This window comes from Kordiimonas aquimaris (genome assembly GCF_025574485.1).
Classification (GTDB): Bacteria; Pseudomonadota; Alphaproteobacteria; order Sphingomonadales; family Kordiimonadaceae; genus Kordiimonas; species Kordiimonas aquimaris.
Window position 1 is genome coordinate 192,289 of the sequence record NZ_JAOBPO010000005.1, and the last position, 12,712, is coordinate 205,000.

17 protein-coding genes (1 of these 17 cut by a window edge) are annotated in these 12,712 nt (G+C 44.6%); 10 read left to right on the forward strand and 7 right to left on the reverse strand.

All coding sequences use genetic code 11. The annotated features are described in order from the left end of the window. The first annotated feature begins 1 nt into the window (after position 1). The 4 genes from OEU88_RS15695 (at position 2) to OEU88_RS15710 (ending at position 3,712) form a co-directional block, all read left to right on the forward strand. Positions 2-1,324, forward strand: coding sequence for a M20 metallopeptidase family protein (locus OEU88_RS15695; protein ID WP_262696160.1), 1,323 nt, complete (start codon positions 2-4; stop codon positions 1,322-1,324). 60 nt (positions 1,325-1,384) lie between these two features. Further along, on the forward strand, positions 1,385-2,167 hold the full coding sequence (locus OEU88_RS15700) for a helix-turn-helix transcriptional regulator (protein WP_262696161.1): 783 nt from the start codon (positions 1,385-1,387) through the stop codon (positions 2,165-2,167). 96 nt (positions 2,168-2,263) lie between these two features. Beyond that, positions 2,264-3,148 carry an acyl-homoserine-lactone synthase gene (locus tag OEU88_RS15705; protein WP_262696162.1) on the forward strand — a complete coding sequence of 295 codons (885 nt, stop codon included), beginning with the start codon at positions 2,264-2,266 and terminating at the stop codon, positions 3,146-3,148. Positions 3,149-3,238: 90 nt separating this feature from the next. After that, positions 3,239-3,712 (forward strand): transcriptional repressor, encoded by a 474-nt coding sequence (locus OEU88_RS15710; RefSeq protein WP_262696163.1) that lies wholly within the window; start codon positions 3,239-3,241, stop codon positions 3,710-3,712. A 68-nt stretch (positions 3,713-3,780) separates the two neighbouring features. Here the strand turns inward: OEU88_RS15710 and msrA are convergent, their stop codons facing one another. Next, positions 3,781-4,251, reverse strand: coding sequence for a peptide-methionine (S)-S-oxide reductase MsrA (gene msrA / locus OEU88_RS15715; protein ID WP_262696164.1), 471 nt, complete (start codon positions 4,249-4,251; stop codon positions 3,781-3,783). Between the two features lie 155 nt (positions 4,252-4,406). Here msrA and OEU88_RS15720 point away from each other — a divergent pair, with 155 nt between their 5' ends. Beyond that, positions 4,407-4,796: a hypothetical protein gene (locus OEU88_RS15720; protein ID WP_262696165.1), complete on the forward strand. Its 390-nt coding sequence runs from the start codon at positions 4,407-4,409 to the stop codon at positions 4,794-4,796. Between the two features lie 14 nt (positions 4,797-4,810). Here OEU88_RS15720 and OEU88_RS15725 read toward each other — a convergent pair whose 3' ends face one another. From OEU88_RS15725 to OEU88_RS15735, 3 genes are read right to left on the reverse strand one after another with little or no spacing between them, the layout of a single operon-like run. Further along, positions 4,811-5,188 (reverse strand): acyl-CoA thioesterase, encoded by a 378-nt coding sequence (locus OEU88_RS15725; RefSeq protein WP_262696166.1) that lies wholly within the window; start codon positions 5,186-5,188, stop codon positions 4,811-4,813. Between the two features lie 2 nt (positions 5,189-5,190). Beyond that, positions 5,191-6,348 (reverse strand): mechanosensitive ion channel family protein, encoded by a 1,158-nt coding sequence (locus OEU88_RS15730; RefSeq protein WP_262696167.1) that lies wholly within the window; start codon positions 6,346-6,348, stop codon positions 5,191-5,193. Between the two features lie 23 nt (positions 6,349-6,371). Next, positions 6,372-6,644, reverse strand: a complete 273-nt coding sequence (locus tag OEU88_RS15735) for a hypothetical protein (protein WP_262696168.1) — start codon at positions 6,642-6,644, stop codon at positions 6,372-6,374. A gap of 214 nt (positions 6,645-6,858) precedes the next feature. Between OEU88_RS15735 and OEU88_RS15740 the strand changes: the two genes are divergently transcribed. Continuing rightward, positions 6,859-7,287 (forward strand): CBS domain-containing protein, encoded by a 429-nt coding sequence (locus OEU88_RS15740; RefSeq protein ID WP_262696169.1) that lies wholly within the window; start codon positions 6,859-6,861, stop codon positions 7,285-7,287. A 12-nt stretch (positions 7,288-7,299) separates the two neighbouring features. On the opposite strand, the gene OEU88_RS15745 is transcribed toward OEU88_RS15740, so the two are convergent. The 3 genes from OEU88_RS15745 to OEU88_RS15755 all read right to left on the reverse strand — a co-directional run bounded on the left by OEU88_RS15745 (position 7,300) and on the right by OEU88_RS15755 (position 9,326). Then, positions 7,300-8,505, reverse strand: a complete 1,206-nt coding sequence (locus OEU88_RS15745) for a TIGR04063 family PEP-CTERM/XrtA system glycosyltransferase (RefSeq protein WP_262696170.1) — start codon at positions 8,503-8,505, stop codon at positions 7,300-7,302. A gap of 134 nt (positions 8,506-8,639) precedes the next feature. After that, the gene (locus OEU88_RS15750) at positions 8,640-8,849 is read right to left on the reverse strand and encodes a helix-turn-helix domain-containing protein (protein ID WP_262696171.1); all 210 of its coding nucleotides are present in this window, start codon (positions 8,847-8,849) and stop codon (positions 8,640-8,642) included. A 9-nt stretch (positions 8,850-8,858) separates the two neighbouring features. Next, positions 8,859-9,326: a DUF2975 domain-containing protein gene (locus OEU88_RS15755; protein ID WP_262696172.1), complete on the reverse strand. Its 468-nt coding sequence runs from the start codon at positions 9,324-9,326 to the stop codon at positions 8,859-8,861. 221 nt (positions 9,327-9,547) lie between these two features. On the opposite strand from OEU88_RS15755, the gene OEU88_RS15760 reads away from it, so the two are divergent. The 4 genes from OEU88_RS15760 to OEU88_RS15775 form a co-directional block, all read left to right on the forward strand. Beyond that, a complete protein-coding gene (locus OEU88_RS15760) occupies positions 9,548-10,231 on the forward strand; it encodes a hypothetical protein (protein WP_262696173.1) in 684 nt (227 codons plus the stop codon). A 110-nt stretch (positions 10,232-10,341) separates the two neighbouring features. Next, positions 10,342-11,817, forward strand: a complete 1,476-nt coding sequence (locus tag OEU88_RS15765; protein WP_262696174.1) for an amidohydrolase family protein — start codon at positions 10,342-10,344, stop codon at positions 11,815-11,817. Between the two features lie 146 nt (positions 11,818-11,963). Then, the gene (locus tag OEU88_RS15770; protein ID WP_262696175.1) at positions 11,964-12,554 is read left to right on the forward strand and encodes a ferritin-like domain-containing protein; all 591 of its coding nucleotides are present in this window, start codon (positions 11,964-11,966) and stop codon (positions 12,552-12,554) included. A 2-nt stretch (positions 12,555-12,556) separates the two neighbouring features. After that, a protein-coding gene (locus OEU88_RS15775; protein WP_394805282.1) for a c-type cytochrome crosses the window boundary here: on the forward strand, positions 12,557-12,712 show its beginning. It continues 309 nt past the right edge of the window; the window shows 156 of its 465 coding nt (coding positions 1-156); its start codon is at positions 12,557-12,559; its stop codon lies off the right edge, out of view.

Sequence of the window (12,712 nt, forward strand, 5' to 3'; positions counted from 1 at the left end):
TATGGGCAATTTCAATTCAAAACTTCACAGTGTAGGGCTGACTTTGTCGCTCTTGTTCGCAGTGTCCAGCGTGCCAAGCGTGGCTATTGCACAAGATGATTATCCTTACCTTGAAGCTCTGTATAAACACTTGCACCAACACCCAGAGCTGTCAGGTCAAGAGCTGGAAACATCTAAGCGAATGGCTGCTGAAATGCGAGCGGTGGGTTTTGATGTAACAGAGGGTATCGGCGGCTACGGCGTTGTGGGAGTGATGAAAAATGGTGATGGTCCTACGCTTTTGTTGCGCGCAGATATGGACGGCCTTCCCGTTCTAGAAGAAACGGGAGTGCCTTATGCCAGCAATGCTAAAGGTTTAACCGATGAAGGAGACCCGGTGCCAACGATGCACGCATGCGGGCATGATATTCATATGACGTCCTTAGTTGGAGCTGCACGTAGGCTATCAGCAATGCGAGATAAATGGCAGGGCACTTTGGTTTTGGTTGGCCAACCTGCCGAAGAGCGTGTGGATGGTGCCAAGCGCATGCTGGAAGAAGGGCTTTTTGAACGTTTTCCTCGACCAGATTATAATGTTGCCTTGCACGCCAGCGCCTCTCTTCCTGCTGGGCAGGTAGGTGTCGTGTCAGGTTATGCTTTAGCTAATGTAGATTCTGTAGATATCGCGATTAAAGGTATTGGTGGGCACGGCGCTTATCCACATACCACAAAAGATCCGATTGTCTTGGCATCTCATATTGTTGTGGCTTTGCAAACGTTGGTATCGCGAGAAACGCCTTCGCTTGATTCTGCGGTAGTAACGGTTGGGTCAATCCATGCTGGAACCAAGCACAACATCATTTCTAATAAGGCACATTTAGAGATTACCGTCCGGTCATATGAAGACGATGTTAGAGCAAATCTACTCTCTGGTATTGAGCGTATCGCCCACGGCCAAGCCCAATCATTTGGTCTACCAGAAGGACTGTGGCCTGAAGTAACTTTTAGTGAGCCAGTTCCATCGACGTATAATGACCCTGCAATGACAGAACGATTAGCTGCAATCATGCGACAAACATTAGGGGATGATCGCGTGCAACATGTTGAGCCTGTTATGGCTGCTGAAGACTTTTCCTATTTTGGGCGCACGAATCCTAAAATACCTAGTGTCATTTTTTGGTTAGGTGCCGTTCCGCCGGAACAGGTAGCAAAAGCTGAACAAGAAGGGCTGCAGTTGCCCAGTTTGCACTCTTCGCTTTTTGCACCGGCATATGAGCCAACGATTAAAACCGGCGTTGATGCGCTGGTTGGAATAGCTTTTGATCTATTGTCATCTGCCAAGTAGTTATGGTTTTAAGGTTATGTTAGAATAACTTTGATATGATTTATTAATGGGTCTGAAATAATGCAGGTGCACCAAACCAAGATGTATCAAACGATCAAAAATTTTCTGGACGAGGTCTATACTGTAGAGACTATACCAGAACTTGAAACACTTTTGAGGCAAGTTTTAGAACATTACGGCATACACCATTTTATTTGCACGAACATCTATGGGCTAGATTGTCTTGCGGACCGGAAGCCAATGTTTGGTATGTGGGATACGAAATGGGTCAATCATTTCATCAATAATAGCTATTATCTTGAAGACGCTGTTGCTCAACACTGTAATGGCCTTGAGGATGACGGCAGGCCTTATTATTGGACCGAGTTGATCGCCAATAAGGATTTATCAAAAATCCAATACAAAATATTTGGAGAAGCATGGGACGCTGACTTGCGTGAGGGGCTTGTTATTCCTCTAAGAGTTAGCGATGATGAGCTTGCCATGGTTTCTATGGCAGGTAAGAACTTTAAGCAAAATTCAGAAGTGCGCGGTATTCTGCATACAGTTTCGATGCAGGCCCACCGTAAAGCACGGGAAATCTTGCTACGTGATCATGGCAAGCAATTGATGCCTGATTTGCTGGGATTTGTTCCGCATCCTGAAATGAAAAGGCTTACTCCAACAGAATTAAATATTCTGAAGTTTCTAGCTGAAGATAAAACACCAACCGATATTGCTGTGATTACAGGTGTGAGTATTCATACTGTTAATCATCATTCTGCAAACATAAAAAGAAAACTGGAAGTTAAAAGTTTGTATGGAGCGATTGGTAAGGCAATCAGGTATGGGTTGTTTCACTAAACCATTGCGTGTGTTGATGGCAGTATCTTGCTACTGTGTTTTTTGTTGGTTTTCGGGTACTTTTTAAGCGTTACATTAGCTTAAGGAGAGGCCAAAATGATTCACGTAATCAATAAGCATAATAGACATCTGTACTATTCTGTACTCGATGACATGCACCGCTTGCGGCATAAAGTCTTTGTCGAACAGCGTGGTTGGAAGAAACTTGAAAAACTAGATGGATACGAAATTGATGAATTTGACAATGAGGAAACAACGTATTTCCTTAAGTTAGATCGAGACATGCGGATACTTGGCGGTATGCGTATGTGCCCAACAACAGGGCCAACTCAACTTAATACAATTTTCAAAGATACTTGTGTGCTTGACCCGCAACCTGTTGGCGCTGAACATTATGAGTGGTCGCGGTATTTCATTGTTGATACGAAATACAGAAGCGCTTTGGGCAAACCAGTTCATTACGAACTTTATGCAGGCATTCTTGAATATGCTATAGCTCGGGGCATCAAGACACTGTCCGGATTTATTGAGACAGCGACTTACACGCGTTCTCTGAATATGCCTTGGGACATGAAACAGCTAGGTCTTCCGGCAGAATATGGTGGTTCTCATGGGGAGCCCATTGGTTATGGTCTGCCAACAATCCTGACACTTGATACAATTGCGCTGCGAAAAACAAAAATATTCTGGCGTATGCGCAAACCTGTTCTCTCGCTTTCGTTGGGTGAGTTAACACCATTTGCAGAAATTGGCTTTAAACCGGCTGTTGTTCTTGCTGTGGAAGAGTTTATCGCTGAACATCCGGAACATATTGAAATTGTGGCTGCCTATGCTGAAGCTCTGCAGGCTGTTGATGCATCAACACGGATTAAAGCTGCTGAAGTCATTGCTGATTTGTCAGATCAAGAACTGGCGATTGATTTCTCACCAAGTATGCTCAACAAGATTAATGTCACAAATATAAGCGTGGCGGCACAGTAATTAAGTAAGGACTTAATTCCATAAGCTAATGTATCCACTGGAATCCTCCTGCGGTTCGGTATATCATGCCGAAAACGCAGGGGAATTGCTTTGGTACACTCACACGATCATGACGCTTGTATTGACAACGCAGTAGAAGAAGCAGCACGCTTATGTGCTGAAAGAGGATCGCGGTTTACAGATTTACGTCGCCGTATCCTGATAATGATTTGGCAAGGCCATAAGGCAGTTAAGGCATACGATCTGCTTGACCAGCTTGCTAATGAAGGCGGATCCGCCAAACCTCCAACAGTATATCGCGCCCTTGATTTTCTGATGGACGAGGGACTTGTTCATAAGATCGAGAGCCTCAATGCTTACATTGGATGTCCTCATCCCGGCGGCGATCATGTCAGCCAGTTTCTCATATGTGATGTCTGCGAAACGGTGGATGAAGTTACATCTGCTGGCCTGAACAAGGCTGTTGCTAAAGCAAGTGCAGAAAAATCTTTCTCTATTAAAAGACAGACACTTGAATTACACGGTGTATGTGCAGCTTGTTCCAAGAAAAAACAGGCCGCGTAAGCAGCCTGTTTTAAGATGAAGTAAAACTGAATTTTATAGTCTTAATATAGCTTTGTTACTTAGATTATCTAAATATGGCAGCTGGTTAGGCCTCGTTTAGCCAAAAACTTTTGATGATATTCTTCAGCAAGCCAATAATTGCCAAGCGGTTCAAGTGTGGTGACTATCGGTTTGCCAAAACGCTTACTAGCATCCAGCGCAACTATTTTACTTTGTGCAATTTCTTTTTGATTCTCATCAGCAAAAAAGATAGCTGAGCGATACTGCGTACCAACATCTGGACCTTGCCGATTGAGCTGAGTTGGATTGTGATTCTCAAAGAAAACATCAACTAACCCTGCGTAATCAATAATTTCAGGGTTATACTCTACTTGCACGACTTCAGCATGCCCAGTGGTTTTACTGCATACGTCTTCATATGTAGGGTCATCAGTTGTTCCGCCCATATAGCCAACGGTTGTCTCCGTGACACCGTCAAGCACGCGAAACGTTTCTTCCACTCCCCAAAAACATCCCGCACCAAAGGTTGCTTTCGCCATGATTTGTCCTTTTTTATACACGACACTCTTTACATAGGTACTGTGTTATAGACATGCTGTATCTATACATCGTACCCAAGGCATGAATATGTGATTGAATGCGGCAGTTGTCGAGGGTTGAGGATACAAAAACTTGTGATCTCGGAGAAAATAAAATGAATAAACAGCTTAATACAATTTTCCGCAGGTCATTAATGCAATGTGTACTGTTGGCTTTGACAGCTACAGCTTCGCAAGCATTTCAATCAGGTAAGGCTGTCCCTGATGATTTGTTAGCGCTTGATCATCAACGCTGTATGAACGGTTGCGTGCCGGGGTTTGGTGAAGCTACCTGTAAGCCTTTGTGTGATTGCACAGTCTCGGAGTTTAAGAAGCAATTGGACTTTGAAGCTTATCTGGATATGTCTGTCCAATTGTCAAAAAATGCAGTTACACCTGAGCTTAGAACGCTGCTGGATGGAGTCGCCAAAATGTGTACAGCAGAGATTGAACGTAAAGGTATCGAGGTTGGAACAGGGGAAAAGCTTCCCGAACCTTCCAGATGAAGTCTTTGATCAAGTTAGACTTTATCGTTTTCTAGCGCACGCGGTTGCAGGTTTTCGTCTAGGGCAACAAAGATGTACACAGCTTCAGTTACTTTGTGTTCTTCGCCTGCGGCACCGCGTTCGGCAAATACTTCTATATCAACAGTGATTGAAGTGCGACCGACTTCTCTTACATCCGCATAAACGCTGACGACATCTCCAACTTCTATAGGGCGATGAAACTTCATGCCTTCAACGGCCACAGTTGCTACAGGCCCGCGCGCACGCCTGCCTGCCACAGCTCCGCCTGCAACATCCATTTGCGACAAAACCCAGCCGCCAAAGATATTGCCATTTTTGTTAAGGTCTGATGGTTGTGGGACCGTCCGTATTGTTACGCGCCTTTTATCCATTGCTATTTACTCTCGTTTTTGGTGTTAGCCTCTATATGAAGCGGTGCAACTTCTAATTCGTCACCAATTGCTTCAAGATATAAACTGCGGCTAGGAAAGGCAAAGCCTGTTCCTGCATCTTCAACTAGTTGTTTAATCTCAAGCAAGAGCTTTTCTTTGATTTCCAGCCATTCCAGCCAATTGGTCGTGTGCGTGAAGCAATATAAAAGCACATCAATCGAGCTGTCCGAAAATTGATCAATGCGTACAAAACTTGTTGTTTCTTCCGGTTGCACGTAATCTTTGTTGCTACTTAGATATGACTCAATACCATCGCGAACAGCATTGAGCTGCTTAGCAGTTGATCCGTATTCCAAGCCAATAACCCACTTTATGCGGCGATGCGTCATGCGTGAAAAGTTAGTTACAGCATTGTCGGAGAGCTTTGCGTTTGGCACATATACAGGTGCCTTATCAAATTGGCGGATTGTAGTTGTCCTAAATCCGATTTCTTCAACTGTCCCTTCAACAACGCCTTTTACAAGGACCCAGTCGCCAGGGTTAAAGCGGCGCTCACCAATTATAAAAAGGCCCGCAATCAAATTTTTGAATAAATCTTGAGCACCTAATGCAACAGCAACACCAAACAACCCTAAGCCAGCGATAAGAGGGCCAACTTGAATGCCCCATATCTCAAGAATAGTAGCCGCCCCTAAAAGAGCAAAAGATACTTTGATTGCTTTTGACAACCACTGAATCATCGAAACTGTTAACACGTTGTCGACGCGGTCAAATAGAGCGCTCAATGGTTCAGCTATGCGATATAATGCCCAAAAAATAGTGAAAGCAATCAGGCTCTTGTTAAGGCTTGTGGCAAAAACCTGAACCTCTTCTGACAATTCAAGATAACTTGTAGCTAGAAATATACCAAGAACGACAGGGATGAAGCGTACAGGGTTCTGGAGCGCATCAACAATCGTATCATCTAGTGTCGTTTCGGTGCGACTGGCAAATTTCTCTATGCGATTGAGGATGATTCTCGTGAAAAGGTTCCGGATTAGTATAAAGAATAGGAAAATAGCGAGAGCGATGATTATCTGACCGATATCAATGCCCAAAAAGCCGTTAGTCCACACTTCAACGACAAGACTCCAAAATTCTTGAAAATCAGTGCTGTTCACAGCTTGCAACTCCCGTTTTTAATCTATTGTGGTTCGTTTTCATCAGCAGGTGAGAGCTTTGTATCTGTATTAGCTGCATTGTAAACACTCTCATCGTGACCACCTCGATTAGAGTAAAACAACAATGCCATCAAGCCAAAGCCAACAGCCATGGTGAAAACAATACCAATCCCCATCGCGATCTTCCCATGAAATGACAACTCAACGCCTTGTGTAGCTATCAATACAGTCAGCCCCCAATAACACACGGCAATAAGTGCAATGGCAGATAGTACGAGTGCTAATACGTTTTTCATTCGCGTAACTTTCAATTATGCGCCCGACAATCAGGTTGCATTCAGTGAGAGCGATTTAGCAGTATTTAGCTTAACCGCCAACTGATTGAGACAGTTTGTAGCAGTTTGATGCAAAGTGTGAGTGAATTGCTTTTGCACCGAGGCATTATTTTATGCATACTATTCGAACCTGTCTACTCGGCCTCTTTTGAGGCGCATATTAGGGGAATGTACTATGAATGTAGGGAAAATTCTCGAGGCAAAAGAGTCAGAAATTATCTCCCTGGAAGAAACAGTGTCTGTACTTGATGTTGCAAAACTGCTTGGAGAACGCCGTATCGGTGCGATACCCATCATGAAAAAAGGTAAGCTTTGCGGTATTATTTCAGAACGTGATGTAGTGCGTGGGCTAGCTATTCGCGGCGGTGACGTTTTAAAGGATAGTGTAAAAACATTAATGACCAAGGCGGTTGTTACATGCTCAACTGACCAAAGTGTTGGTCAAATTATGACAATGATGACCGAACGGCGTATCAGGCACGTGCCTGTGGTCGAAAAAGGTGAATTGCTTGGAATGATCTCAATTGGTGATGTTGTAAAAGAGCGGATGGAAGAAACTCAGCAAGAAGCAGAGGCGTTAAAAGCCTACATTGCTACTGCTTAAGTCGCTGTTTCGTTAACCATTGATCTTGAGGCATTTTTCGTAAACACCCTGATAGTTGGCAACGCTGTTTTTCCAGGATCGGATATCTTCTACAAAATGCCTGCCATTGCTTAAGACATCACTCCAACTATCTTGTTGTGCAAGCAAGTGTTTATATGTGGTGGCTAGGCTGCGGGCATCATCGGCTTGAAACATGAAACCGGTTTTGCCGTCTTCTATGAGCTCTCGGTGGCCACCAATGTTGGATGCGAGTACAAGGCGCTTTAATGCCATCGCTTCAAGTGGCTTTAACGGTGTAACCGTTTCTGTAAGTCTAATTGAATGGCGCGGGTATACCATAATATCTGCTACACTGTAGTATCGGTTAACATCAGAGTGCGGTACTCTGCCAGTGAATATAACGTGGTTATCAAGCCCTAGTTCCGCAACAGCTTGTTTCATTGCATTTTCCGATGGGCCGCCGCCCACTAATAGCAATACTGTTTCCGGGTTTATTTCAATAAGCTTGGGCAAGGCACGAATGAGAAATTCAAGCCCTTCATAGGCGTAAAACGAACCAACAAAAGCCAGAACAGTTTTACGTTGCAACCCGAGTTGATTGACAAGGTTTTCATCCCGGGAAGTGATGGGCTGAAAAGCGTCTACATTAACGGCATTTGGAATTACTGTTACTTTTTGTTCTGGAATACCTCTTTCAACAATATCACGACGTAAGCCTTCGCATATTGTTGTCACCATTGTTGCGCGACGAATGGCGCGTGTTTCCATGTATCGTGTAAAACGGTAGCGCAAGCTACCTTCTTTGGTTGAGCCATGATCAACGGCAGCGTCTTCCCAGAAAGCACGTATTTCATATACTGTTGGTCGGTCTCCTGCGGCATGTGCTGCAGGGAAAAAATTCAAAACAGGCGAATGTGCATGCACAATGTCGGGATTCAAATCTTCGATTAGTGCTTTTAGTCTTATTGTTGTGCGGCGCATTTCCATGATTTCACGAATGCCAGCAGGCGCTTTATGAGACACGCGTGCTTTACGGGACCTGTAAAATGTCCAGCCTTCAATCTCTTCAATGTCGCTATCGCTTGCCCCGTGTCTGGGTGTTGTAACAAGTATAGGGTCCCACCCCATAACTTTTTGCTGCCGTACGATGTTCATTGTGCGGAAGACATAACCACTATGTTTTGGTAGAGAATGGTCCAGAACGTGTAAAATGCGCATAGCTGTACTTTTTGTTTTAGCCCCCAGTGCTTTCGCAACACTGCCTCATCTACACCGCGTTGTATAGATTGTTTCATGTATTAATAGCGGTGTTTTACCGTGAATATTAATGGTAAGTGCCTAGTAGGTGAGGGTTAGCTATCTTTCTGATAAGACAGGATGTCACCCGGTTGGCATTGTAGGTATTCGCAGATGGCAGCAATTGTTTCAAAGCGTACACCACGTACCTTTCCTGATTTTAACAAGCTAAGGTTTGCTTCTGTGATACCAACATGGGCAGCAAGGTCTTTCGACTTTACTTTCCGGTCTGCGAGCACAACATCAAGTTTAACGACAATTGGCACAAAACATCCTCAAATGATTTCGTTCAGTTCATCGCGCTGCTGGCGCGCCAATCGAACCATGTGAGCAATAGTTAACGCAAATAATGCTAAAACAAGAGCCATCAAATCGTCACCACCAAACCCAATGGCAAATTCACGTTTGCCGGGAGGATTATCCATTGTTAGCAAAACAACCAATAGTGTGGCGTGTGTGATGTTTAAGACCACATATACAAACAAGCTCTTAGATATATGGCTACAACACTGTTCGCAAACTTCTTCAAACCATTGTCCGGCAGACAGAAAAGTCGTTAACCGATAGAGATAATATAAAGCATAAAGTATTGCACTGTTAGGCAAGAAGGTAAGAATGAAGCTTCCCCACCATTCAGTAGATGATAAAGAGGCTATACCGCCGTGCTCTTCGATAGCAGTGTTGGGTAAGCCTATATAATAGAATGTATCTGGAAACAGCCAATACCACAATTGTGCTATCATAATAACGGTGCCTAGAATTAGTATAACGATCCGAAGAAAGCGAAGACTGTTTGAAATATTGGTCATAATTTCGTCAATAATTATTGTTTTACAGAAATAAGTAATTAAATTACGATAACAAAATAGACAGAAAAAGAAAAGCCCGAGTCACGCAGCGAGCAAATTATAAGAGTACAATGAAAGTACATGGGGACAAATGGGGGAATAGATTAAGGGGCGCTATGTGCGCCGCATTCAGCCTTGTGTTGTTTGTATCGCTTCAAGGAAACGCACAAAACTCAACACAAAATACTGATGGGCAAACATCCGACCCATTATTTCAAAGTGAATCGTCAGCCTTGACCATTCCTGTTTACCCAAGATTTAAGCTCAAGCAGTTGCCAGCAACGATCGATAATCTTAAGGATACATATATTGTATTAGATGATGGTTCGGTTTTGTCATTGGCGGATTGGGTTCTTGGGTCTGTTACCAAGTCAAATACTGGTGCGGGCATGACAGACTATCAGAACCGTTTGTTTCTTGGGCAGGCGGCGCGAGCGGCAGTTGGCCTGAGCGGTGATCTTATTTACCGTAGTTTTCAAGATGCGGGTACTGCAATTCCCTTTACTGCGCACCGGCCGCCAGAGGCCTGGCAAGCGGTTCAGGGCATTTTGTCAACAGTTATCCCTGGTTTGGCACCGTCAAGTCGTGGATATGATAAAGGTTTTCAATGGGCGCCAGTTGCGCCAGTGCGCGCTTCTCAAGTTGGCTATGCAAATAATGTTGAGCAGCGTAGCAGCGGCGGTGCAATCTTGTTCGATGATCAATTCTTTTCAGCTCTTCAGCAAACACGCGGTGAATTTATGGAGCGCGGTCGGATTATGGATATTGTTGAACGTTTCGAGCGCGATGCAGCTAAGTAATGCAAAGCTTTGTATTTATTTTCACCTTGTGAAAAATGCATTTGAACGCAACACGATAGATATCTGTTGGCAAGCATGTAAACATGCTGCGTGCAACAGGGGAGGGTTCAATGCGCAGTTATATTCACGATCCAAATGGTATCAGGTTACCAATAAAAATTGATAATGCATCCAATGGAGAATTTTCACCGCTTGAACTTTCAAAACGCAATATTGAGGGCAACAGACAAGCATTGCTCGATGCAGATGACGCTGCGCGCAAATTAGGGCACGACAGGCGTTCATTTTTAGTTGGTGCGTGCGGGGCTGCAAGCACATTGCTTTCGGTGAATGCTGTAAACGCAGCGGCGGGAAAAACGGGAAGTTTTTTTGAGATAGCTTCTGAAGCCCGCTATGAAAACAGTGCAGCTGAGGATGCGATAGGCGGCGATGAATTTATTTTCGACGTGCATGGTCATTTTATCAACCCGTTTGGCAAGTGGCGTGAAGGAATCCCTGAAGGCGCGAAGCCATTTTCAGGTTTGCCTGCAGTAGAAGCGTGTCCGGATAAAACCGAAGGGCTTGATTATCTTGAATGCCTTTCAGGCGATCAATTCAGAAAAGATGTCTTCGTTGACAGCGACACTGACATGATGGTGTTAACTTTTGTGCCATCTCCAGCTGATGCTGAGCCCCTTACGATTGAAGAGGCTGAAGTAACAAAGAATTTGTTGAATGCTGATGGTACGCAGCGCTTGCTCGTGCATGGGCGTGTTAATCCTAATCAAGCTGGTGATCTGGAAACGATGGATGAACTTGCTGAGCGCTGGAAAGTGTCAGCATGGAAAACATACACGCAGTGGGGCCCTGACGGAAAAGGCTTTTGGCTGCATGACGAAGATACAGGAATTCCCTTTCTAGAGAAGGCACGTGCGCTCGGCATTCGAAACATTGCCGTCCACAAAGGTATACCATTTGGTCGAAGATCTTATGAGCATAGCCGCTGCGATGATATTGGTATTGTTGCGAAACGATACCCTGACTTGAATTTCCTTATTTATCACTCGGGCTATGTCCCTGGGCAAGACGAAGCAGCCTTTGCCCCTGGTGCTGGTAAGGACGGCGTGGATGCTTTGGTTCAGTCGATGCTGGATAATGATGTTGCGCCCAATAGTAATGTATACGCGGATCTTGGCACAACGTGGCGCATATTAATGCAAAACCCTGATTCTGCTGCGCATGGGATGGGGAAATTGTTAAAATATGTGGGTGAAGACAATGTGATTTGGGGCACTGACTCTATCTGGTATGGCTCACCGCAGGATCAAATACAGGCTTTTCGTTCGTTCCAAATATCAGAAGAGTTTCGGGAACGTTATGGATACCCAGAAATGACACCATCGCTTAGAGCGAAAGTGTTTGGGTTAAATGCAACAAAGCCATACAAAATAGACGTAGCGAAAGTGGCTCACATGCAGTCAAAAGATAAGTTCGCATTGGCTAAGGCAAATGCAAAAGACAATGCAGATCCACACTTTCTGACGTTTGGCCCTAAAAGTCGACGCGAGTTTATGGCCTTTCGCCGCGCAGAAGGCTCACATACTTAGAAAGTAACTTCATAAGGTGCATGATGGAAGCATACGCCTTAAGGAAAATTTGCAAAAAGATAAAGATCAGGGAACTTTCTGCCGCTAGCTGACATCTCTTACTTATATGAGGCATGCTGCCTCTATTTTGTATGAAGGGAACAGCTATGACAGATTTTTCTAAAAACATGATTAATCATATTGATACATCTCAGGCAAGTAGACGTAAATTCTTGATTGGATCTGGCGCTGCTGGTTTGTCCGCTGCAGCGGTAGCCTTAATTGGTGGCAAAGAAGCGTTAGCCAGTAAATACAAAGCAAATGAACATGGTGATGTAACAATATTGAGCACAGCACTTGGTGCAGAGCGAGAAGCAATAGCTGCATATCAATTAGGTGCTGAGAGTGGGCTGTTGTCTAAGGGTGTGCTTGATGTTGCTGTCGCTTTTCAGGGGCATCATAAAGAACACGCGGATGTCTTGGCTGCAACAATTACGTCATTGGGCGGCGTTGTACCTGCTGCGCCTACACAGTATAATTTCCCTGTTTCACAGTTGAAAAAAGAGCGTGACGTGTTGGCGTTTGCGGCCGGATTGGAGCAGGGTGCAGTTAGTGCATACCTTGGTGCTGTCCCACTTTTTGATAATAGAGACTTATCTGCTGCTGCTGCCAGCATCTTGGGCGACGAAGCGATGCATTGGGCTGTTTTGAGGCAGGCGCTTGGTTTAAATCCGGTTCCTGGGGCGTTTGTTTCTTGATTATGGTGGCTCTTTGTAATGGATTCAGGGTTCGTATGTATGTATGGACCTTGCTCTCCGGCCTGTTCATAGTTCCGCAAGCATTTGCCTCCATTGGTAATGGGGCATTCGCTGATGGAGCAGAGGTTGTTGAATTGGATGCTGATTCGTATAGCGCG

Bases quoted from the DNA above. Each gene is read 5' to 3' on its own strand.
- OEU88_RS15695 (WP_262696160.1), top strand. From the start codon at position 2: ATGGGCAATTTCAATTCAAAACTTCACAGTGTAGGGCTGACTTTGTCG.
- OEU88_RS15700 (WP_262696161.1), top strand. From the start codon at position 1,385: ATGCAGGTGCACCAAACCAAGATGTATCAAACGATCAAAAATTTTCTG.
- OEU88_RS15705 (WP_262696162.1), top strand. From the start codon at position 2,264: ATGATTCACGTAATCAATAAGCATAATAGACATCTGTACTATTCTGTA.
- msrA (WP_262696164.1), bottom strand. From the start codon at position 4,251: ATGGCGAAAGCAACCTTTGGTGCGGGATGTTTTTGGGGAGTGGAAGAA.
- OEU88_RS15720 (WP_262696165.1), top strand. From the start codon at position 4,407: ATGAATAAACAGCTTAATACAATTTTCCGCAGGTCATTAATGCAATGT.
- OEU88_RS15725 (WP_262696166.1), bottom strand. From the start codon at position 5,188: ATGGATAAAAGGCGCGTAACAATACGGACGGTCCCACAACCATCAGAC.
- OEU88_RS15735 (WP_262696168.1), bottom strand. From the start codon at position 6,644: ATGAAAAACGTATTAGCACTCGTACTATCTGCCATTGCACTTATTGCC.
- OEU88_RS15740 (WP_262696169.1), top strand. From the start codon at position 6,859: ATGAATGTAGGGAAAATTCTCGAGGCAAAAGAGTCAGAAATTATCTCC.
- OEU88_RS15745 (WP_262696170.1), bottom strand. From the start codon at position 8,505: ATGCGCATTTTACACGTTCTGGACCATTCTCTACCAAAACATAGTGGT.
- OEU88_RS15755 (WP_262696172.1), bottom strand. From the start codon at position 9,326: ATGATAGCACAATTGTGGTATTGGCTGTTTCCAGATACATTCTATTAT.
- OEU88_RS15760 (WP_262696173.1), top strand. From the start codon at position 9,548: ATGTGCGCCGCATTCAGCCTTGTGTTGTTTGTATCGCTTCAAGGAAAC.
- OEU88_RS15765 (WP_262696174.1), top strand. From the start codon at position 10,342: ATGCGCAGTTATATTCACGATCCAAATGGTATCAGGTTACCAATAAAA.
- OEU88_RS15770 (WP_262696175.1), top strand. From the start codon at position 11,964: ATGACAGATTTTTCTAAAAACATGATTAATCATATTGATACATCTCAG.